We start from the raw sequence: 21,721 nt of genomic DNA, 5'->3' as shown, positions 1-21,721 counted from the left end.
TGCGCACCTCACCATCCGTCATGTCCCGTCCGCAGCCGCTGCGGACGCACTGCCTCTTCCGGAGACACAGAACCGTATGTCCACGTCTTTCCATCAGTCCGTCATCGAGGAGTTCCGCGCCAACGGCGGCAAGGTCGGTGGCCCCTTCGAAGGCGGGAACCTGCTCCTGCTGACGACCACCGGCGCGAAGTCGGGTACCGCGCGGACCACGCCCCTCGGATACGTCCGGCACGGCGAGGCACTCCTGCTCGTCGGGTCCCACCTCGGTGCCCCGCGGCACCCCGGCTGGTACCACAACCTGCTCGCCCACCCCGTGGTGCAGGTGGAGGTCGGCACCGAGACCTTCCCGGCTCTCGCGGTCCCCGCCGAGGGCGCCCGGCGCGAGGAGCTGTTCGCGCACATCGTGCAGGTGGCTCCCGGCTACGGCGACCACCAGGCCCGGACCACCCGACTCCTGCCGGTCGTCGTGCTGGAGCGCGCGGAGCCCGACGGCTGGGAGGGTCCCCGCGAGGTCGGCACCCTGGCCGACAAGATCATGGAGGTCCATACCTGGCTGCGCGGCCAGTTGCGTCAGGTGACCGCGGAGGTCGATGCCCACTTCGCCGCCCGCGCGGCCCACCAAGGGCCCGGTGAGCCGCCGGCCCCGAGTCTCGGACTGCAGATCCGGCAGCGCTGCCTGGCTTTCTGCCAGGCCCTGGAGTTCCACCACACCAGTGAGGACGCGCACGTCTTCCCCGGCATGGCCCGCTATCACCCCCACCTGGTCGAGACCTTCGACCGGCTCGGCGAGGAACACCGCACGGTCGCGCGCATCCAGAGCGCGCTGGTGGCTCTGCTGGCCGACATCGACATCGCCGATCCTCAGCGCTTCCGTACCGACCTGGAAGCGATGTCGGCGGAGCTGAACGCGCACCTCGACTACGAGGAAGCGTCGATTCTGCCCCTCCTGGCCGAGGTTCCGTGGCCGCCGGCCCGTCCGGTGCAGCCGAGGGAGGACAGGAGGGAGGACAGGAGGGAGGGCAGCGCCTGACGGCGGCAAGGGGCGAGGGCGGCACCTCCGCACAAGGTGCCGCCCTCTTCGGGGTGCCGGAGCCGACAGCCGGGCGGCTGAGGGTTGGGGTGCCGGGCGTACCGGCTCCGGTGGTGCCGCGGGCACGGACGCGCCCGTGTCCGCGGCACCCGTGGGGTCAGCGGCTGTCGCTGCCCTGGGACTCGGCTGCCGCGCGGCCGGCCTCCAGCCGCGCGACCGGAATCCGGAACGGGGAGCAGGAGACGTAGTCCAGGCCGACCTCGTGGAAGAAGTGGACCGACTCCGGGTCGCCGCCGTGCTCGCCGCAGACGCCGAGCTTGAGGTCCGGGCGGGTGGCCCGGCCGGCCGCGACGGCGTTGCGGACGAGCGAGCCCACGCCGTCCTTGTCGATGGTCTCGAACGGGCTGACGCCGAAGATGCCCTTCTCCAGGTACGCGGTGAAGAAGCTGGCCTCGACGTCGTCGCGGGAGAAGCCCCAGACCGTCTGCGTGAGGTCGTTCGTACCGAAGGAGAAGAAGTCGGCCGACTCGGCGATCTGGCCGGCCGTGAGGGCGGCGCGGGGCAGCTCGATCATCGTGCCGAGGGTGAGCTTGAGGCTGACGCCGTGGGACTTCTCGACCTCGGCGATGACCTGCTCGGCCTCCTCGCGGACGATCTCCAGCTCCTGGACGGTGCCCACCAGCGGAATCATGATCTCCGCGCGCGGGTCGCCCTTGGCGTTCTTGCGTTCGGCGGCCGCCTCGGCGATGGCTCGCACCTGCATGGCGAACAGACCGGGGATGACCAGGCCGAGGCGCACGCCGCGCAGACCCAGCATCGGGTTCTGCTCGTGCAGCTTGTGCACGGCCTGGAGCAGCCGCAGATCGTTCTCGTTGGCGTCCTGGCGGGCCTCGGCGAGCGCGACCCGGACCGACAGCTCGGTGATGTCGGGCAGGAACTCGTGCAGCGGCGGGTCCAGCAGCCGTACGGTCACCGGCAGCCCGTCCATCGACTCGAACAGCTCGATGAAGTCGGCCTTCTGGAGCGGCAGCAGCTGGCTGAGCGCGGCGTCCCGGTCGGTGTCGGTGTCGGCGAGGATGAGGCGCTCGACCATCTCGCGGCGCTCACCGAGGAACATGTGCTCGGTGCGGCACAGGCCGATGCCCTGGGCGCCGAACCGGCGGGCGCGCGCGGCGTCCTCGGCGTTGTCGGCGTTGGCCCGTACGCGCAGTCGGCGCATCCGGTCCGCGTACGCCATGATCCGGTGGACGGACTTGACCAGGTCGTCCGCGTCCTCGGCGCCGGCGTGCATCCGGCCCTCGAAGTACTCCACGACCGGGGACGGTACGACGGGTACCTCTCCGGCGTAGACCTTGCCCGTGGAGCCGTCGACGGAGACGACGTCGCCCTCCTCGATGACGGTGCCCTCGTGGGTCGTCATCCGGCGGGCCTTGGTGTCGACCTCCAGCTCCTCGGCGCCGCAGACACAGGTCTTGCCCATGCCGCGGGCGACGACGGCGGCGTGCGAGGTCTTGCCGCCGCGGGAGGTGAGGATGCCCTCGGCGGCGATCATGCCGTTGAGGTCGTCGGGGTTGGTCTCGCGGCGGATCAGGATGACCTTCTCGCCGGACCGCGACCACTTGACGGCGGTGTAGGAGTCGAAGACGGCCTTGCCGACCGCCGCGCCCGGGGAGGCGGCGATGCCCCGGCCGATCGTCCGGGACTGCGCGCCCAGGTCGAAGCGGGGGAACATCAGCTGCGCCAACTGCGCGCCGTTGACCCGCTGGAGGGCCTCGGCCTCGTCGATCAGGCCCTGGTCGACGAGCTGCGTGGCGATCCGGAAGGCGGCACCGGCGGTGCGCTTGCCGACCCGGGTCTGCAGCATCCAGAGCTTGCCGCTCTCGATGGTGAACTCGATGTCGCACAGGTCCTTGTAGTGCGTCTCGAGCGTGTTCATGATCTGCATCAGCTCGTCGTACGACGCCTTGTCGATGTTCTCGAGGTCGGCGAGCGGCACGGTGTTGCGGATACCGGCGACGACGTCCTCGCCCTGCGCGTTCTGCAGGTAGTCGCCGTAGACGCCCTCCTGGCCGCTGGCGGGGTCGCGGGTGAAGGCGACGCCGGTGCCGGAGTCGGGGCCGAGGTTGCCGAAGACCATCGAGCAGACGTTGACCGCGGTGCCGAGGTCGCCGGGGATGCGCTCCTGGCGGCGGTAGAGCTTGGCGCGGTCGGTGTTCCAGGAGTCGAAGACCGCGCGGACGGCGAGGTCCATCTGCTCGCGCGGCTCCTGCGGGAAGTCGCGGCCGGTCTCCTTGGCGACGACGTCCTTGAAGTGCGCGACCAGGTCCTTGAGGTCGGCGGCGTCGAGGTCGATGTCGACGCGGACGCCCTTGGCCTGCTTGGCCTCCTCCAGCGCCTCCTCGAAGAGGTCGCCGTCGACACCCAGCACGGTCTTGCCGAACATCTGGATCAGGCGGCGGTAGGAGTCCCACGCGAACCGCTCGTCGCCGGCCTGCTTGGCAAGGCCGGAAACCGACGCATCCGAGAGGCCGATGTTGAGGACGGTGTCCATCATGCCGGGCATGGAGAACTTCGCCCCGGAACGCACCGATACGAGCAGCGGGTCATCGGCCTGACCGAGCTTCTTGCCCATCTTCCGCTCGAGGGCGTCGAGGTGCTGGGAGACCTCGGCACGCAGTGCCGCGGGCTCGCTGCCGCTGTCGAGGTAGACCTTGCAGGCCTCGGTGGTGATGACGAAGCCGGGAGGGACGGGAAGCCCCAGGTTGGTCATCTCCGCGAGGTTGGCGCCCTTGCCACCGAGGAGGTCCTTGAGGTCCTTGTTGCCCTCGGTGAAGTCATAGACGAACTTCACCGACGCAGACGCGGACGCAGACTGGCTTACGTGGGGATCTTGTGTTTCCGGCACGGGACCTACTCCTCGCCGACGGGCTGCCCTGACGGCGAGGAACATACCCAGATCGAAGGCACATGGGTACGTCCACTCGGTCGACATACGCACGTAACCGGGCGTCCGCCAGCGGATCGCAGGTGATCTTCCGCCATTGAGTGTTTTCAATACCTGAACGCACCGCTCCGCTACGTGTCCACATCCGGCGCATTGCGCCACTCAGAGCAATGATTACCTCGATCAACTGAACACATGACACCTGGCACCCAGTGCCATCATTGGAGAGGTGGAGTCGTGATCTAAATGCTCATGTGAGCGCACCCCCTATCAGGGGTGGCGAGAATCACGCGCTCATGTGTGAGCGGGTTCCATCATTTGGACCCACTTCGGCTGGATGATCAAGGAATGCGTCCACGTCGCTTCCGCCTCGATCCCGTGGTGCCGCCCACGTCACCCGGTGCCGTGCGTCGTCATCCGGCCATAGTGCCCGGGGCGGTGCGGGCATCCCCCCGGGCAACCGCGTCCCGGCCCCGTCCGCGCGACGGCGGCACCACCGCCGGTGCGCCGGCCGGCGCACCGCAAGACGTTCCGGACGGTGTACGGGGCGAAGTCGGCATCAGCGCGACGGGTGGCACGACGACCACGGTGCCCGGCACCACAACTCAGACCTTCGGCCGCCGGCCGCTGCGCCGGGGCCGCGGGTCCTGACCGCCCAGCAGCTCCAGCCGGCGGTCCTCGCCGTGCGTTTCGACCTGCACCACGATGCGGCGCAGCAGATCCGCCAGGTCCAGCGCCTCGTCGTCGCTCAGGGGGCCGGTGACGAAGGACTCCTCGGCGTTGAACTGCGGAAAGACCTGCGCCATCAGCGTCTCGCCCGCGGGTGTCAGCGCGAGCAGCGCGAGGCGGCCGTCGGTCGGGTGGGTGGTGCGCTCCAGCAGGCCGCGGCCCTGGAGCGTACGGGCGACGCCGGTGAGCGTGCCCTTGGAGATACCGGCCTCCTCGGCCACCCGGCGGGTCTCCGTCTCGCCCCGGATCCACACCACCCACAGCACGACGAAGGAGGTCCAGGTCAGCTCGACCGTGCGCAGGACGGAGTTCTCGAAGTGCTGTCGGACGGTGGCCGCGGCACGGTAGATGCCGGCCACGGCGGCCATCTGCTGGCGCCGGACGGGGGTGTCGCCGAGCTTGGCCTGGACCGCCTTTTCCGTGTCCCCGATGGGACGGTGCCCACTGACCACGGCATCTCCTCGCTCGCGCCCGGTCCGCCGACGGGACCCGTACGAGCCCCATCGATACCGCGACCGGGGCGCTCCGGGCCGGATCACCCGCCCGAAGTCACCCGCCCGAAGTCACCCGCCGGGCGTCATCCGCCGGAGGTGTCCAGCTCCGCGTCCTCGCTCACACCGGCGCAGTCGTAGGGGTCCTTGAGCCAGCCGTCGGGGAGCACCACCCGGTTGTTGCCCGAGGTCCGGCCGCGGGGGCCGTCCGCGCCCTGCGGCCACGGCTGATCGAGGTCGAGCTCGCCGACGCCGTCCGCCAACTCCGCCAGCGAGCCCGTCATGGCCAGCCGCTTGCGCATCTCGGAGCCGACGGAGAAGCCCTTGAGGTACCAGGCCACGTGCTTGCGGAAGTCGATGACCCCGCGGGTCTCGTCGCCGATCCACTCGCCCAGGAGCGCGGCGTGCCGCAGCATGACGGCGGCGACCTCGCGCAGGCCGGGCGCCTTGGGTGCGCCGGTGCCCTCGAAGGCGGCCACCAGGTCGCCGAAGAGCCAGGGGCGGCCCAGGCAGCCGCGGCCGACGACCACGCCGTCGCAGCCGGTTTCGCGCATCATCCGGACGGCGTCGGCCGCCGACCAGATGTCGCCGTTGCCGAGCACCGGGATCTCGGGGACGTGCTCCTTGAGGCGGGCGATGGCGTCCCAGTCGGCGGTGCCGCCGTAGTGCTGGGCGGCGGTGCGGCCGTGCAGGGCGATCGCGGTCACGCCCTCCTCGACGGCGATCCGGCCGGCGTCGAGGAACGTGATGTGGTCGTCGTCGATGCCCTTGCGCATCTTCATCGTGACGGGCAGGTCGCCGGCGCCGGTGACCGCCTCGCGCAGGATGGCGCGCAGCAGGGGGCGCTTGTACGGGAGCGCGGAGCCGCCGCCCTTGCGGGTGACCTTGGGGACCGGGCAGCCGAAGTTCAGGTCGATGTGGTCGGCCAGGTCCTCCTCCGCGATCATGCGGACGGCCTTGCCGACGGTGGCCGGGTCGACGCCGTACAGCTGGATCGAGCGCGGCTTCTCGGTCGCGTCGAAATGGATCAGCTGCATGGTCTTCTCGTTGCGTTCGACCAGTGCCCGGGTCGTGATCATCTCGCTCACGAACAGGCCCTTGCCCCCGGAGAACTCCCGGCACAGCGTCCGGAAGGGGGCGTTGGTGATCCCGGCCATCGGCGCGAGCACCACGGGGGGCTGCACCGCATGCGGTCCGATCTGCAGCGAAGTCATGGAGCCCATTGTCCCGCACCGCGCGGGTGCCCCTGCCAGGGTCCCGGTCCCGGATCGTTGTAGCGTTCAACCATGCCTGAGCTCAGCCGTCGCCGACGTCTTCTGGTGCTGGCGATCTGCTGTATGAGCCTGTTGATCGTCAGCCTCGACAACACCGTCCTGAACGTCGCCCTGCCCTCGATGCAGCACGACCTGGGCGCCTCGGTCTCCGACATGCAGTGGACGATCGACGCCTACACGCTGGTCCTGGCCTCGCTGCTGATGCTGGCCGGATCGACCGCGGACCGGCTCGGTCGGCGGCGGGTCTTCCTGGTCGGGCTGGTGGTCTTCGCGATCGGCTCGCTGCTGTGCAGCCTGGCGCCCGGCCTGGAGTGGCTGGTGGTGTTCCGGATGGTGCAGGCGGTGGGCGGTTCGATGCTCAATCCCGTCGCGATGTCGATCATCACCAACACCTTCACCGAGCCACGGGAGCGGGCGCGCGCCATCGGGGTGTGGGGCGGGGTCGTGGGCGTCAGTATGGCGGCCGGCCCGGTGATCGGCGGGCTGCTGGTGCAGACCGTCGGCTGGCGCTCGATCTTCTGGATCAACGTCCCCATCGGCGCCCTGGCGCTCTTCCTCACCCTGCGCTACATCCCCGAGTCGCGGGCCCCCCGGCCCCGCCGCGTCGACCCGGTGGGCCAGTTGCTGGTGATCGCACTGTTCGGGTCGCTGACGTACGCGATCATCGAGGCCCCGGAGGCGGGCTGGCGGTCACCGGAGATCCTGGCGTTCGTGCTGGTGGCACTGGTCTCGTTGGGGACCCTGATCCGCTACGAGCGACGCCGCCGCGAACCCCTCATCGACCTGCGGTTCTTCCACAGCGTGCCGTTCAGCGGGGCCACGGTCGTGGCGGTCTGCGCCTTCGCCTCGCTCGGCGGCTTCCTCTTCCTCAACACCCTGTATCTGCAGAATGTGCGCGGGCTGTCCGCCCTGGACGCGGGTCTGTACATGATCCCCATGGCGAGCATGACGCTGATCTTCGCGCCGCTGTCGGGGCGGCTGGTCGGCAGCCGCGGGCCCCGGCTCTCGCTGCTGCTGGCGGGCCTGTTCATGGGGGCCAGCGGGCTGCTCTTCGCCGCGTTCGACGCGCAGGCGACCACGGCGCTGCTGTTCACCGGGTACGTGCTGTTCGGCATCGGCTTCGGGCTGGTCAACGCGCCGATCACCAACACCGCGGTGTCCGGCATGCCGCGCACCCAGGCCGGGGTGGCGGCCGCGGTCGCCTCGACCAGCCGCCAGGTGGGGCAGTCACTGGGCGTCGCGGTGATCGGAGCCGTACTGGCGAGCGGGGCGGGGGCCGGCGCCACCGCGGACGAGTTCCTCGCGGCCGGGCGGCCGGCCTGGTGGATCATCGCCGGGTGCGGCGCGGCCATTCTGCTGCTGGGGGCCGTGAGCACGGGGCGGTGGGCGCGGGGCACCGCCCGGCACACGGCGGAGCTCTTCGAGGACGAGCCGCACGACGGGCGCGCCGCGGCGACGGCGTAGACCGGGTGCGGCAGACCGGGCGCAGGGGCGGGCGCAGCCGGGGCGCAGGCGTGGGCCGGGGCGCAGGCGTGGGCCGGGGCCGTCACACCTCGGCGAGCAGCAGCTTCTCCAGCTGCTCCAGCCGTTCCCGTGAGCTGTCGTCCACAGGGGTGTAGGTCAGCACCCTGGGGCCGGGGTTGGGGCCCGTCCACAGATTGCTCGCGGTGAGTTCGAGGGTGCCCACGCGGGGGTGCCGGAAGACCTTGACGGCGCTCACGGGACGGACGACCTCGTGCTGTGCCCAGATCTCGCGGAACTCCGGCGACGCCTCGGTCAGCCGCGCGACCAGCGCTTTCCAGGCGGGCTCGGCGACGTGTTCGGCCATCGACGCCCGGAACTTGGCGGCCATCACCCGCATCGTGGCGTCCAGGTCGGCCACCCCCGCCCGCCACTCGGCGTTGGTGAACGCCAGCCACATGCAGTTGCGGTCCTCTTCGGGCAGCGCGTCGAGATCGCACATCAGCTGCCCGTAGGTGCGGTTGTAGGCGAGGATGTCGAACCGGCTGTTCTGGACGACCGCCGGGAACGGGGCGAGCTGGTCCAGGATCTGCCGCATCGCGCGCGACACCCCCGTGCACTCGGTGCCGGGCAGCGGGTCGACCGCTCCGGCCAGCGCGAACAGATGGCTGCGCTCGGTGCGGTCCAGCAGCAGCGCGCGGGCCACCGCGTCCAGGACCTGCGGCGAGACATGGATGTTCCGGGCCTGTTCGAGCCAGGTGTACCAGGTGACGCCGACCGCCCCGAGGTGGGCGACCTCCTCGCGGCGCAGCCCCGGGGTACGCCGCCGGGCGCCCCTCGGCAGCCCGACCTGTTCCGGTGTGATCCGCTCCCGCCGGCTGCGCAGGAACGCGGCCAGCTCGGCCCGCCGGGCGGCGTCGCGTGGCGCGACACCGCCCGGCCGGTCGGCGGCACCGGCGGATGTGGCAGCCTGCGGCAGAGTCGCGTCGACGGTCATGCCTCCAGGGTGCCGCAGGCCCCAGCCGGTTGCCAGGTAGCACCGGTACCAGGATAAGGACACTCTGGTACCCGTCTGAGCGAGCGAGCATCGTCGATGCCGTGAGCGATACCCGAGTTCAGACCACCGCCCCCATGGCCCCACCCTCCGCCGTCCGGCAGCCCGCCGCGGCCACCCCGCTGCTGACCGCGGCCGGCCTGCTGACCGTCCTCCTGGGCGCGGCCCTCCCGATGATCGACTTCTTCATCGTCAACGTCGCGCTGCCCACCATCGACCACGACCTGCACGCGGGCCCGGCGCTGCTGGAGATGGTGGTGGCGGGCTACGGCGTCGCCTACGCCATGCTGCTCGTCCTCGGCGGCCGGCTGGGCGACATGATCGGCCGCCGACGGCTGTTCCTGTGGGGGTTGGCCGCCTTCGGACTGACCTCGCTCGCCTGCGGGTTGGCGCCGGACGCCTGGACGCTGGTGGCCGCCCGGGTGGCCCAGGGTGCCGCATCCGCGCTGCTGCTGCCGCAGGTGCTGGCCACCATCCAGGCCGCCACCACCGGCTCCCGGCGGGCCAGGGCGGTGAGCCTGTACGGCGGTACGGCGGGCGTCTCCAGCGCGCTCGGCCAGGTGCTCGGCGGGCTGCTGGTCTCCGTCGACCTGGCGGGCACCGGATGGCGCGCGGTGTTCCTGGTGAACGTGCCGATCGCGGCCGTGGCGTGGCTGCTGGCCGTGCGCACCGTCCCCGAGACCCGGTCCCCGCACCCGAGCCGGGTGGACGGCCCCGGCACCGCGCTGCTCGCCGTCTCCCTGATCGCCCTGCTACTGCCGCTGACCGAGGGCCGGGCCGCCGGCTGGCCGCTGTGGTCGTGGCTACTGCTCGCCGGCTTCCCGTTCGCCGCCGCCGCGTTCGTGGTCGTCGAGCGCCGCGCCGAACGGCGGGGCCGCACACCGCTCGTGCCGCCCTCGCTGCTGCACATCCCCTCGGTCCGCAGCGGCCTGGCCATGATCGTGCCGTTCTCGATCGGCTTCGGCGGCTTCATGTTCGTAGTGGCCGTGGCCCTCCAGGCCGGTCTCCACTACGGCCCGTTCACGGGCGGCCTGTCCCTCGTTCCGCTCTGCCTCACCTACTTCCTCGCCTCCCTGGCGGGCCCGCGTCTGGTGCGGCGCTTCGGGCGCCGGGTGGTGCTGACCGGCTCGCTGATACAGGCCACCGGCCTGGCGGCCCTGGCGCTGACCGTCCACGCGGGCTGGCCCGGCGTGTCGGTGGCCGACCTCGCGCCGAGCATGGCCGTCCTGGGGTGGGGGCAGGGAATGGTGCTGCCGATCCTGCTGCGCATCATCCTGAGCGAGCTGCCGGCGGCCCAGGCCGGGGTGGGCGGTGGCGTCATGGTCACCACCCAGCAGTCGGGGCTGGCCCTCGGTGTGGCCACGCTCGGCACCCTCTTCCTGACCCTCCTCCCCTCGCTCGGCATCCGCGACGCACTGCTGGCAGCGCTCCTGACGCAGCTGGTGATCGTGCTGGGGACCACGCTGCTCGCCCTGCGACTGCCCCGCACCCTGCGCTGACGACGCCGGGCCGCCCCGGGCCACGCCGGTCCGCACCGCTCACCACCTCGACCCCCACATGACGACTGACAGATATTGATATCTGTCAGTCGTCATGCCATAGTGAAGGCACGGCCGCCGCTACCCCTCCCCATCCCCCCTCTCCCGTCAGGAGCACGCCGTGCAGACCCGCACCCTCGGCACCACCGGCCCGCAGACCTCGGCCCTCGGCCTCGGCTGCATGGGCATGTCCGCCCTCTACGGCGACACCGACCGCGCCGAATCCCTTGCCACCGTCCACGCCGCCCTCGAAGCGGGCATCACCCTGCTCGACACCGGCGACTTCTACGGCATGGGCCACAACGAACTCCTCATCAACGAAGCCCTCAGGACCGCCCCCGCCGCCGCCCGCGACAGGGCCCTGACCAGCGTCAAGTTCGGCGCCCTGCGCACCGTCGAAGGCGGCTTCACCGGCTACGACGGCCGGCCGAACGCGGTGCGGAACTTCGCCGCGTACTCCCTCCAGCGCCTGGGCCGCGACCACATCGACATCTACCGCATCGCCCGCATCGACCCGGACGTCCCGATCGAGGAGACCGTCGGCGCCATCGCCGAGCTGGTCGAGGCCGGACACGTCCGCCACATCGGCCTGTCCGAGGTGGGCGCCGAGACCCTGCGCCGGGCCGCCGCCGTCGCCCCGATCTCCGACCTCCAGATCGAGTACTCCCTCATTTCCCGCGGCATCGAGGACGACATCCTGCCCACCGCCCGCGAGCTGGGCATCGGCATCACGGCGTACGGCGTCCTGTCCCGCGGCCTGATCAGCGGCCACTTCTCCCGCGACCGCAAGCTCGCCGCAGGCGACTTCCGCGGGATGTCGCCGCGCTTCCAGGGCGAGAACCTCGACCGCAACCTCGACCTGGTGGACGCGCTCCGCAAGATCGCCGAGCAGAAGGGCGTCTCGGTGGCGCAGACCGCGATCGCCTGGGTGCTCTCGCGCGGCGCGGACATCGTCCCGCTGGTCGGCGCCCGGCGGCGCGACCGCCTCGGCGAGGCGCTGGGCGCCCTGGAGTTCACGCTGGACGCCGACGACCTGGCCGCGATCGAGCGCGCCGTCCCGGCGGACGCCGCCGCAGGCGAGCGTTACCCGGCCGAGCAGATGGCCCACCTGGACAGCGAGCGATGACCGCCCGGGGCGACGGGCGTACGCGCCGGGTACGGTCCGTAGTACCTGGCGGCCCCGCACCCGGCGTGCGCACCGGCCAGGTGTCCCGCCCGTCGCCCCGCCCGCTCCCCCGAAAGGCCGGCCCCGTCCCATGGCCCCCGAGACACTGACCCCCGAGCGCATCCTCGAAGCCACCGAGGAGGTGCTGCGCCGCTACGGCCCGGCCAAGGCCACGGTCGTGGACGTGGCACGCGCCCTGGGGGTGAGCCACGGCAGCGTCTACCGCCACTTCCGCACCAAGGCGGCGCTGCGGGAGGCGGTCACGGAACGCTGGCTGGAACGCACGAGCCGGGAGCTGTCCGCCATCGTCACGGACGAGGGCCCGGCCGAGGACCGCCTGCGCCGCTGGCTCGCCGCGCTCTTCGAGGCCAAGCGGCACAAGGCCGGCGACGACCCCGAACTCTTCGCCACCTATATGACCTTGATCGGCGAGAGCGGCGGCGCGGTCGACCGCCACATCACCGACCTCGAATCCCAGCTCACCACGATCATCGAAGCCGGCGTCTCCCAGGGCACCTTCCACACCTCCGCCCCCGCCACCACCGCCCACGCCGTCTTCGCCGCCACCGGCCGCTTCCACGATCCCTGCTACGCCCCCGAGTGGTCCCGCCCGGAGATCACGGACGACTTCGAGGCGGTACGGGAGCTGGTGCTGCGGGGGTTGCAGGCGTAGCGAGGCGGGCCGGGCGGGGACCGCGGGCGCAGCCGGGCGGGTTCATGCCCGGGCGGGTTCATGCCCGTGCGGGTTCATGCCCGGGCGGGTTCATGCCCGGGCGGGTTCATGCCCGGGCGGGTTCATGCCCGGGCGGGTTCATGCCCGTGCGGGTTCATGCCCGTGCGGGCGGGCCCGGGCAGGCGGGCCCGGGCAGGCGGGCCCGGGCAGGCCCGCAAGCCCACCACGCCCTGACTGAAACCCTCTGCCCCCAGGCCGAGTTGTGCGTCCCGCCGCCGAAATCCCATGGCCCGGCGCCCGCTCGGCCCGTAGCATCCCCCCGTGGCAGAGAACACGGGGGAAGAGTCGGACGCGACGGCACAGCGACCCGCGAGGACGGGTCGGGAGACATGCTGGCGGGGCCGGCACATCCGCCTCGCCCCGCTCGACGTCGACGATGCCGAGCTGCTGCACGCATGGCGGTCCGACCCCAAGGCCGTCCGCGAGATCGGCTACTGGCCACGCCCCCTGTCCTCGCTCCGCGAGCGCATCGAGACCCATATCGGCACGTACGACCGCGACGACTTCCTCGTCCTGCTCCCGGACGGCACGCCGGTGGGTCATGCGGCGCTCACCGCCCAGGACTTCGTCGACGGCACGGCGGAGGCCGAGCTGATGCTGGCCCCGGAGCACCGGCACCGCGGCCTCGGCGCGGACACCCTCGACGCCCTCGTCGACCTGGCCTTCGGCGAACTTCCGCTGCAGCGCCTCCAAGCGGACACCCACACCGACAACGCCGCCGCGCTGGCCGTCCTGGCCCGGTCGGGCTTCGTCCGGGAGGGCGTCCGCCGCTCGGTGTGCCTGCACCGCGGTCGCCGCCACGACCTGGCGCTGCTGTCCCTGCTCCGCGAGGAGTGGGAGGGGCTGGAGCGGTCCAGGTCGTGGGAGCTGTGATCGGTGCGCCCGGCCCGGTGGGCCCGCCCCGGCAGGAGCCACCTGCGTGACCGCGTCGAGAGCCCCCCTCACCCGCGACGGTCTGCGGGTGAAGATCATCGTGCAGCGGGTGCGGCTGGCCGGTGCGGAGTATCGGGTGATCCGGCCGGCCGGACCGCTCAAGAACGGCGCGCTGTACCAAGCCGGCCACCCATACGACCTGCTGGTGGACCGGACGGACGGCCGTCGCATCGGCACGCTGATGCTGCTCGCGGCGCGTTTCCCCCGCTCCCTGATCCACCTGCCCATGCGGGCCACCGCGCCCGAGCCCTGGTTCGGCCGGGGTGACGAACAGCCGCTGGACCTCGTCCTGGTGCACCGCGCGGTGCAGCTCCGGCCCTCCCGCTGGAAACGGCTGCGGGAGCGTATCGCCGCGGGGAGTGCTCCCCGCGAGCTCCGCACCGCGCGCCTGCCGGACACGGACCTACGGGACGGGAGCGAGGGCGACGGCGCGGCACCGGCCGCCCGGTTCGCCCCGCAGGGCACGGACAGGCTGCGCCGGCACCTCCACGCCGAGACGCTGCTGCTGACGGGCAGTACGGCGGCCTTCCGGACAGCGGCCCGGCAGGTGTTCGCCGTCACCAAGGACGGACCGCCCGCCGCGGCGAGCAGCCTCTACATCAACGGCGGCTGCAACTACCACGTCTGCCGCTCCCTCGACGACTGGCGGGACCTGGGCCCACGCGACGGAGAGCCGTTCCATGTGGAGTACGCCCCCTCCTGGACGAGATGACCGGACCGTCCGCGCTCTCCGGATCGCCTTACTCCCCCATCCCCAGGAACCGCAGCACCGCCAGCACCCGCCGGTGATCCGCGTCCGCCTTCGGCAGATCCAGCTTCGCCAGGATGCTGTTGATGTGCTTGGCCACCGCGCTCTCGCTCACCACCAGCTGCGCGGCGATGCCCGCGTTGGAGCGGCCCTCGGCCATCAGGGACAGGACCTCGCGTTCGCGGGCGGTGAGCCTCTCCAGCGGGTCGCTCGGTCGCCGTACCAGCAGTTGGGCCACGACCTGCGGGTCCAGGGCCGTACCGCCCGCCGCCACCCGCCGCAGCGCCTCGATGAACTCCTCGACGTCCGCGACCCGTTGCTTGAGGAGGTATCCCACACCGCTGGTGTTCGTCGCCAGCAGGTCGGCGGCGTAGCGCTCCTCGACGTACTGGGACAGCAGCAGCACCGCGGTCCCGGGCCGTTCCCGGCGGATCGCCAGCGCCGCCCGCACCCCCTCGTCCGTGAAGCCGGGCGGCATCCGGACGTCGACCACCGCGATGTCCGGCCGGTGCGCCTCGACCGCCGCCAGCAGCCCCTGGGCCTCCCCCGCCTCGGCCACCACCTCGAAACCGGCCATCTCCAGCACCTTGACCAGCCCGATCCGCAGCAGGACGGAGTCCTCCGCGATCACCGCACGTCGCACGGCGGCCCCCGGCTCGGGGCTTGTCTCGGGGCTTGACTCAGGGCTTGACTCAGGGCTCACATCGGGCACGGCAGCTCCACGCTCATCATGGTCGGGCCCCCCACAGGGCTGCTCATCCGGAAGGTCCCGTCCACTGAGCGCACGCGCTGGGCGAGCCCCTTCAGTCCGGTCCCCCGGGACGGGTCGGCCCCGCCCGTACCGTCATCGGCGATCACCACCCGCAGTATCCCGCCGAGCCGGGTGACGGTCACGTCCGCCCGGGTCGCCTCCGGTGCGTGCTTGGCCAGGTTCGTCAGCGCCTCGGAGACGACGAAGTAGGCGACGGCCTCCACCGCGGGCGAGGCCCGCTGCGGAAGGTCCGGCGGCAGGTCGACCCGCAGCCGTACGGGCAGCGGGGCGCGGGCAGCGAGCCCCGACAGCGCGGCGTCCAGACCGAGTTCGTCGAGGACGGCGGGGTGCAGCCCGCGGACGAGGTTGTTCAGCTCCTCGATCGCGTCCTTCGCCTCGCGGTGCGCCGCGTCGATGGCCTGCCGCGCCTCCGGCGGCAGATCGGTGAGCGTGGCCTTGGCCAGCCCCAGGTTCAGGGCGAGCGAGACCAGCCGCTGCTGGGCGCCGTCGTGGAGATCGCGCTCGATGCGGCGGCGTTCGGCGTCGGCGGCGTCCACGGCCCCGGCCCGGCTCTCGGTCAGGTCCTCGACCCGCCGCGCCAGCTCGTCGGACCGGCTCACCCCCAGCACCGCACGCCCGACGAGGTTCTCCAGCCGGACGAGGCCGGCGGCCAGCGGCGGCACAGCCGTGAGGGCGGCCAGCCCCGCCACCGTGACGTAGGTGGCCTGGGTGGTGTAGCCGTGGTGGGCGATCCGCCACTCGTCGGGCACCAGCCAGATCCACACCAGGATCAGCGCCGCCGCGACCCCTATCGACAGCAGGGCGAGCAGCAGCAGTTCCAGGGCGCCGAGCAGCGGTCCGATCAGCCAGTTGTAGCCGAACTGCCGCTTGGCCTGGGTCAGTCGCAGCCGGGGCAGGTCCACCCCGCACAGCGCGCGGAACCGCCACCGCTGCGCCTCCGTCAGCCCGTATCCGGCGAGCGCCAGCAGCGCCAACGGAGCGGCCAGGAACACCGGGGCCTCCGAGGAGGTCCCGGCGACGGTCCGGCCCGTGAGGTACGCCGCCCAGAAGAGCGGGGGCGCCACCACGAGGTGCAGTGGCGCCCCCGCGGCGAGGAAGAGGATGTCGCGCCGCAGCCGCACGAGAGCACGGCGCGTTCGGGGCGGGAGGGTCATGGCCCAACGGTATGCGGGGTGTTGCCGACGTGACCATGAAGGCAATGCCCGGACCTGGGGTGCAACTGGTGCCACCCCAGGTCGGAAAGCCGCACTACCGACTGTGACCGCCCTGGCGAGGAGTGTTGATCACGAGCCCGAAGGCCGGGCCCGTGACAGCCGAAAGAGGCATCCGACATGACCCTCCTCGCCTTCGACTCACCAGCACCAGAAGGCAGTTGTGTCACCCGTGGCGGCGCGGGGAGCACCGTGCGAACAGGCGCCGTACGAACCGGTACCGCGCGCCGCCGGCAGGGCCGGATCCTGACCGGCGCCGGGCTCGCGCTCCTCCCCTGGCTCGGCTACCTCGCCGGCACCCTTCCGCCCGCCGAGGCGGCGGCCTGGGTGGTCCTGGACGCCCTGGAGGCCGCCTGCCTCCTGACCGCCGGCACCCGCCTGTTGGCCGCCGACACCCGCTACCGCGCCCCCGCGGCCGCCGCGGCCGTTCTCCTCCTGGCCGACGCCTGCATCGACCTGGCCACCGCCGCCCCCGGTGTGGAACTGGCCACCGCCATAGCCATGGCCGTCGCCGCGGAGCTGCCGCTGGCGGGGCTGTGCGCGGTACTCGCGGCGCGCCCGGCCACGGCATCGCGCACCGCCGACTGACCTGCGGCACGCCGCTCGGCATGCAAAAGCGCCGGCCGGGCCCGATGTGGCATCGGGCCCGGCCGGCGCTTTCACACAACCAGCAGGCGAGGGCCTAGCAGCCCAGCAGTCGCCCGCCGAGGTACGACTGGATCTGGTCCAGGCTGACCCGCTCCTGCTTCATGGTGTCGCGCTCGCGCACCGTGACGGCGTTGTCGTCGAGGGTGTCGAAGTCGACCGTGACGCAGAACGGCGTGCCGATCTCGTCCTGGCGGCGGTAGCGGCGGCCGATGGCGCCCGCGTCGTCGAACTCGATGTTCCAGTTCTTGCGCAGGTCCGTGGCCAGCCCCTTGGCCTTCGGGGAGAGCTGCGGGTTGCGGGACAGCGGCAGCACCGCGACCTTGACCGGCGCCAGGCGCGGGTCGAGGCGCATGACCGTGCGCTTCTCCATCTTGCCCTTGGCGTTGGGCGCTTCGTCCTCGATGTACGCGTCGAGCATGAAGGCGAGCATCGCGCGGTTCACACCGGCAGCCGGCTCGATGACGTACGGAGTCCAGCGCTCGCCGGCCTCCTGGTCGAAGTACGAGAGGTCCTGGCCGGACGCCTTGGAGTGCGCGGTCAGGTCGTAGTCGGTGCGGTTGGCCACGCCCTCCAGCTCGGAGAACTCGGTGCCGCCGAAGTTGAAGCGGTACTCGATGTCAGCGGTGCGCTTGGAGTAGTGCGAGAGCTTCTCGGCGGGGTGCTCGAACCAGCGGATGTTCTCCTCGCGGATACCGAGGTCGCGATACCAGTTCCACCGCTGCTCCATCCAGTATTCCTGCCACTGCTCGTCCTCGCCCGGCTTGACGAAGAACTCCATCTCCATCTGCTCGAACTCGCGCGTGCGGAAGATGAAGTTGCCCGGAGTGATCTCGTTCCGGAAGGACTTGCCCATCTGCGCGATGCCGAACGGCGGCTTCTTGCGCGAGGTCTGCTGCACCTGGGCGAAGTTGGTGAAGATGCCCTGGGCGGTCTCGGGGCGCAGGTAGGCGACCGAGGCGGTGTCCTGGGACGGGCCGAGGTGGGTGGAGAGCAGGCCGGAGAACTGCTTGGGCTCGGTGAAGCCGCCCTTGTTGCCGCAGTGCGGGCAGTTGATGTCCGCCATGCCGTTCTCGGGAAGCTTGCCGTGCTTGGCCTCGTACGCCTCCTCCAGGTGGTCCGCACGGAAGCGCTTGTGGCAGGAGGTGCACTCGGTGAGCGGGTCGGTGAAGGTGGCGACGTGGCCGGACGCCTGCCACACCTCGGGCGCCAGGATCACGGACGAGTCGATACCGACGACGTCTTCGCGCGAGGTGACCATGGCGCGCCACCACTGGCGCTTGATGTTCTCCTTGAGCTCGACGCCCAGCGGACCGTAGTCCCAGGCAGCGCGGGAGCCGCCGTAGATCTCACTGCAGGGGTAAACGAAGCCACGGCGCTTGCTCAGGCTGACGATGGTATCGATCTTGTCGGCGGCCACGGTGCTCTCTTCATTACGACGACGAACGATGAATGGGCGCCGCCCTGGCGTCTCAGCGGGGGGTGGTGGTCGAGAGACGGGCGGGCGAATAGTTCAGGGTACCGGCGGCCGTACCCCCGGGATCAAATCGGTTCCGGCTCCCCCTGTCGGCCCGCTCACACCCGCCCTGGCGCTGTTGACAATCGTTTCCACCTTTGTTGAAAATGAGTGTCATGAACATACGCCGTCGGAGATCCACCGCAGCGGTCGCCTCGACCGCGGCGCTCGGCCTGCTGGTCCTCTCCGCCTGCTCCACCTCCGGCGGCGCCCGCACGGCGGACGGCAGGCTGCGGGTGGCGGCGTCCTTCTACCCCCTGCAGTTCCTCGCCGAGCAGATCGGCGGCAAGCACGTCGAGGTGTCCAACCTCACCAAGCCCGGGGCCGAGCCGCACGACCTGGCCCTCACCCCGAAGCAGACCGCCCAGCTCGGCGAATCCGGCGCGATCGTCTATCTCAAGGGCCTGCAGCCCGCCGTGGACGACGCCGTCGCGCAGTCCGGCGCCAAGAACGTCGCCGACGCGGCCTCCCTCACCCGCCTCGAGAAGCACGGCACCGAGGTCGACGGCCACCACCACACCACGGGCGACAACCACGCCGGCCACTCCGACGAGGCCGGCGGCAACGACCCGCACGTCTGGCTCGACCCCGTGAAGTTCGCCGAGGTCGCCAAGGGCGTGGGCGCGACCCTCGCCAAGGCCGACCCGCACCACAAGGCCGACTACCGCAAGAACACCGACGCCCTGGTGAAGAGGCTGAACGGGCTGAACGACGCATTCCGCGACGGGCTGCGGAACAAGGCATCCGGCACCTTCCTCACCACCCACGCGGCCTTCGGCTACCTCGCCGAGCGCTACGGGCTGACCGAGGAGGCCATCAGCGGCCTCGACCCGGAGTCCGAGCCCAGCGCCCACCGCATCAAGGACCTGCACGCCCTCGCCGCCGAGCACCACGTCTCGACGGTCTTCTTCGAGACGATCGCCAACCCGGCCACGGCGAAGTCGCTGGCCGGCGATCTGCACCTGAAGACCGATGTCCTCGACCCGCTGGAGGGGATCACGGGCAAGTCCCGCGGCAAGGACTACTTCGGCGTGATGCGGGCCAACCTCGCCGCCCTCCAGAAGGCGCTCGGCACCAAGTGACGGAGGTCACCATGAAGCAGGCCACGGAACGCACCGCCCCGCCGGCCCCGAACTCGTCGGACGACACCCGGACACCGGTCATCGACCTGCGCGCGGCCACCGCCTCGCTGGGTGCCCGGCCCGTCCTGCGCGGCGTCGACCTCGCCGTGCGCAGCGGCGAGGTCGTGGCCCTGCTCGGCGCCAATGGGTCCGGCAAGTCCACCGCCGTCCGGTCCGTCATCGGCCAGGTCCCGCTCACCGGCGGCGAGCTGGCGCTCTTCGGCACGCCCTTCCGCCGCTTCCGGGACTGGGCCCGCATCGGCTACGTCCCGCAGCGCACGACCGCCTCCAGCGGCGTCCCCGCCACCGTCCGCGAGGTCGTCACGGCCGGCCGGCTGGCCCGTACGAAGCTCGGCATCCTGCGCAAGGCCGACCGGGCCGCCGTGCACCGCGCCCTGGAGCTGGTCGGCATGGCGGACCGTGCCAAGGACTCCGTCAACGCGCTCTCCGGCGGCCAGCACCAGCGGGTGCTGATAGCCCGCGCCCTGGCGGGCGAACCGGAGCTGCTGATCATGGATGAGCCGATGGCCGGCGTCGACCTGGCCAGCCAGGAGGTGCTCGCCGGGGCGCTGCGCGAACAGGTCGGCCGCGGCACGACCGTCCTGCTCGTCCTGCACGAGCTGGGCCCGCTGGAGCCGCTGATCGACCGCGCGGTGGTCCTGCGCGACGGCTGCGTCGTCCATGACGGCCCGCCGCCCGAGGCCGTGGGCCAGCACGCGCTGCCCGGCCATGACCATGTCCACCCGCACGCCGACCCGGCCGCGGAACCGATCCGGACGGGGCTGCTGACCTGATGGAAATCCTCGACTACGCCTTTATGCAGCGGGCCCTGCTGGCCGCGCTGATCGTCGGCGTCACCGCACCCGCCATCGGCATCTACCTCGTCCAGCGCCGCCAGGCCCTGATGGGCGACGGCATCGGCCACGTCGCGCTGACCGGCGTCGGCCTCGGCTTCCTGCTCAACACCAGCCCCGTCTGGGTCGCCACCGCCGTCGCGGTCGTCGGCTCCGTCGTCATGGAGCTGATCCGCTGGTACGGCAGGACCCGCGGCGACCTCGCGCTGGCCATGCTGTTCTACGGCGGTATGGCGGGCGGCGTGATGCTGATGAACCTCTCCGACGCCGGCTCCAACGCCAACCTCAGCACCTATCTCTTCGGCTCGATCACGACGGTCTCGCAGCAGGACATGATCACGATCTGTGTGCTGGCGGCCCTGGTGCTGGCGATCACCATCGGGCTGCGCCGCCAGCTGTTCGCGGTCTGCCAGGACGAGGAGTTCGCCCGGGTGACGGGCCTGCCGGTCCGGCTGCTGAACCTCCTGGTCGCCGTCACCGCGGCGGTCACCGTCACCGTCGCGATGCGGGTCGTCGGCCTGCTGCTGGTCAGCGCCCTGATGGTGATCCCGGTCGCGGCCGCCCAGCAGATCAGCCGCAGCTTCGCGGTGACACTGGTGGCGGCCGTCGCGATCGGCGTCACGGTCACCCTCACCGGCACGGCCACCTCGTACTACGTGGACGTCCCCTCGGGCGCGACCATCGTCCTCTTCGCCATCGCCCTCTTCGTGGTCTTCACGGCCCTGGCCGCGCCGCTCGCGAAAAAACGCGCACGGGCGGCCACGGAAGCCGGGAAGGGGTGCACCCTGGAGGTACCCGGCAGCCGTTCCCGCACCGCGGACGACGTGAGCGTCTGAGGGACGGACGGACCGGGGCACGGACAGGGACACCGACACGGGGACCGACAGGGACACCGAGACCGGCACGGACACGGTCAGGGATACCGGCGTCGGCGCTCACCCGGGGTTCCGGGCATCACCTGGCACAATGGCCGACGCACGTGCAGGGGGAAATTCCTGACAGTCCTGACGTCCTAGGGAGGCAACGGTGGCGACGAGCGCGGGATCTCCGGTACGCGGCCGGTCGACGCGGCAGCGGACCGCGGTGTCGGCCGCACTCGACGAGGTCGACGAGTTCCGCAGTGCGCAGGAACTCCACGACATGCTCAAGCACCGGGGCGATTCGGTGGGTCTGACCACCGTCTACCGGACGCTTCAGTCACTCGCCGACGCGGGCGAGGTCGACGTCCTGCGCACCAGCGAGGGCGAGGCCGTCTACCGCCGGTGCAGCACGGACGATCACCACCACCACCTGGTGTGCCGAGCCTGCGGCAAGGCCGTGGAGGTCGAAGGGCCCGCGGTGGAGAAGTGGGCCGACCAGATCGCCGCCGAGCACGGCTTCCGCGATGTGGCGCACACGATCGAGATCTTCGGGACGTGCGGAGAGTGCGCCGAGCGCGAGCAGCCGGCGCCGAAGCAGTAGCCAGGCGCGAGGATGGCCCCGCGGCACCCGAAAACGGCGCG

General features: G+C 71.6%; 19 protein-coding genes. 12 read left to right on the top strand and 7 right to left on the bottom strand.

The features are described from left to right. Positions 1-76: 76 nt before the first annotated feature. Positions 77-1,030 carry a nitroreductase/quinone reductase family protein gene (locus ACGFML_RS11665; RefSeq protein ID WP_393542486.1) on the top strand — a complete coding sequence of 318 codons (954 nt, stop codon included), beginning with the start codon at positions 77-79 and terminating at the stop codon, positions 1,028-1,030. Positions 1,031-1,187: 157 nt separating this feature from the next. Here ACGFML_RS11665 and ppdK read toward each other — a convergent pair whose 3' ends face one another. From ppdK to dusB, 3 genes are all read right to left on the bottom strand, one after another. Further along, complete coding sequence (ppdK, locus tag ACGFML_RS11660) at positions 1,188-3,881, bottom strand: pyruvate, phosphate dikinase (RefSeq protein WP_393542485.1); 2,694 nt, start codon at positions 3,879-3,881, stop codon at positions 1,188-1,190. 698 nt (positions 3,882-4,579) lie between these two features. After that, positions 4,580-5,155 (bottom strand): MarR family winged helix-turn-helix transcriptional regulator, encoded by a 576-nt coding sequence (locus ACGFML_RS11655; RefSeq protein ID WP_393542484.1) that lies wholly within the window; start codon positions 5,153-5,155, stop codon positions 4,580-4,582. A 125-nt stretch (positions 5,156-5,280) separates the two neighbouring features. Continuing rightward, positions 5,281-6,417, bottom strand: a complete 1,137-nt coding sequence (dusB, locus tag ACGFML_RS11650) for a tRNA dihydrouridine synthase DusB (protein WP_393542482.1) — start codon at positions 6,415-6,417, stop codon at positions 5,281-5,283. Positions 6,418-6,480: 63 nt separating this feature from the next. On the opposite strand from dusB, the gene ACGFML_RS11645 reads away from it, so the two are divergent. Next, the gene (locus ACGFML_RS11645; protein ID WP_393542480.1) at positions 6,481-7,932 is read left to right on the top strand and encodes an MFS transporter; all 1,452 of its coding nucleotides are present in this window, start codon (positions 6,481-6,483) and stop codon (positions 7,930-7,932) included. 82 nt (positions 7,933-8,014) lie between these two features. Here the strand turns inward: ACGFML_RS11645 and ACGFML_RS11640 are convergent, their stop codons facing one another. After that, positions 8,015-8,926: a helix-turn-helix transcriptional regulator gene (locus ACGFML_RS11640; protein WP_393542478.1), complete on the bottom strand. Its 912-nt coding sequence runs from the start codon at positions 8,924-8,926 to the stop codon at positions 8,015-8,017. 134 nt (positions 8,927-9,060) lie between these two features. On the opposite strand from ACGFML_RS11640, the gene ACGFML_RS11635 reads away from it, so the two are divergent. From ACGFML_RS11635 to ACGFML_RS11615, 5 genes are all read left to right on the top strand, one after another. Next, the gene (locus tag ACGFML_RS11635) at positions 9,061-10,482 is read left to right on the top strand and encodes an MFS transporter (protein ID WP_393542740.1); all 1,422 of its coding nucleotides are present in this window, start codon (positions 9,061-9,063) and stop codon (positions 10,480-10,482) included. A 160-nt stretch (positions 10,483-10,642) separates the two neighbouring features. Then, complete coding sequence (locus ACGFML_RS11630) at positions 10,643-11,647, top strand: aldo/keto reductase (protein WP_393542477.1); 1,005 nt, start codon at positions 10,643-10,645, stop codon at positions 11,645-11,647. Between the two features lie 130 nt (positions 11,648-11,777). Then, the gene (locus ACGFML_RS11625) at positions 11,778-12,359 is read left to right on the top strand and encodes a TetR family transcriptional regulator (protein WP_393542475.1); all 582 of its coding nucleotides are present in this window, start codon (positions 11,778-11,780) and stop codon (positions 12,357-12,359) included. Positions 12,360-12,680: 321 nt separating this feature from the next. Next, positions 12,681-13,292: a GNAT family N-acetyltransferase gene (locus tag ACGFML_RS11620; RefSeq protein WP_393542474.1), complete on the top strand. Its 612-nt coding sequence runs from the start codon at positions 12,681-12,683 to the stop codon at positions 13,290-13,292. Between the two features lie 46 nt (positions 13,293-13,338). Continuing rightward, complete coding sequence (locus ACGFML_RS11615; protein WP_393542472.1) at positions 13,339-14,064, top strand: hypothetical protein; 726 nt, start codon at positions 13,339-13,341, stop codon at positions 14,062-14,064. Positions 14,065-14,092: 28 nt separating this feature from the next. Here the strand turns inward: ACGFML_RS11615 and ACGFML_RS11610 are convergent, their stop codons facing one another. Further along, positions 14,093-14,731, bottom strand: a complete 639-nt coding sequence (locus ACGFML_RS11610) for a response regulator (protein WP_393542738.1) — start codon at positions 14,729-14,731, stop codon at positions 14,093-14,095. A 68-nt stretch (positions 14,732-14,799) separates the two neighbouring features. Then, on the bottom strand, positions 14,800-16,026 hold the full coding sequence (locus ACGFML_RS11605; protein WP_393542470.1) for a sensor histidine kinase: 1,227 nt from the start codon (positions 16,024-16,026) through the stop codon (positions 14,800-14,802). A gap of 249 nt (positions 16,027-16,275) precedes the next feature. On the opposite strand from ACGFML_RS11605, the gene ACGFML_RS11600 reads away from it, so the two are divergent. Further along, positions 16,276-16,671, top strand: coding sequence for a hypothetical protein (locus ACGFML_RS11600; protein WP_393542468.1), 396 nt, complete (start codon positions 16,276-16,278; stop codon positions 16,669-16,671). Positions 16,672-16,765: 94 nt separating this feature from the next. Here ACGFML_RS11600 and ACGFML_RS11595 read toward each other — a convergent pair whose 3' ends face one another. Then, the gene (locus ACGFML_RS11595) at positions 16,766-18,148 is read right to left on the bottom strand and encodes a glycine--tRNA ligase (RefSeq protein WP_393542466.1); all 1,383 of its coding nucleotides are present in this window, start codon (positions 18,146-18,148) and stop codon (positions 16,766-16,768) included. A 212-nt stretch (positions 18,149-18,360) separates the two neighbouring features. Between ACGFML_RS11595 and ACGFML_RS11590 the strand changes: the two genes are divergently transcribed. The 4 genes from ACGFML_RS11590 (at position 18,361) to ACGFML_RS11575 (ending at position 21,680) form a co-directional block, all read left to right on the top strand. Beyond that, positions 18,361-19,326: a metal ABC transporter substrate-binding protein gene (locus tag ACGFML_RS11590; protein ID WP_393542464.1), complete on the top strand. Its 966-nt coding sequence runs from the start codon at positions 18,361-18,363 to the stop codon at positions 19,324-19,326. An 11-nt stretch (positions 19,327-19,337) separates the two neighbouring features. Next, positions 19,338-20,159: a metal ABC transporter ATP-binding protein gene (locus tag ACGFML_RS11585; RefSeq protein ID WP_393542462.1), complete on the top strand. Its 822-nt coding sequence runs from the start codon at positions 19,338-19,340 to the stop codon at positions 20,157-20,159. After that, positions 20,159-21,055 carry a metal ABC transporter permease gene (locus ACGFML_RS11580; RefSeq protein WP_393542460.1) on the top strand — a complete coding sequence of 299 codons (897 nt, stop codon included), beginning with the start codon at positions 20,159-20,161 and terminating at the stop codon, positions 21,053-21,055. Before ACGFML_RS11585 ends, ACGFML_RS11580 begins: the two co-directional genes overlap by 1 nt. Positions 21,056-21,245: 190 nt before the next feature. Then, complete coding sequence (locus ACGFML_RS11575) at positions 21,246-21,680, top strand: Fur family transcriptional regulator (protein ID WP_393542459.1); 435 nt, start codon at positions 21,246-21,248, stop codon at positions 21,678-21,680. Positions 21,681-21,721: the final 41 nt, after the last annotated feature.

The sequence above is a fragment of the Streptomyces sp. NPDC048650 genome (assembly GCF_043199095.1).
Classification (GTDB): Bacteria; Actinomycetota; Actinomycetes; order Streptomycetales; family Streptomycetaceae; genus Streptomyces.
The sequence above is the reverse complement of the archived record's forward strand: the minus strand, read 5'-3'. Positions and strand labels throughout refer to the sequence as shown.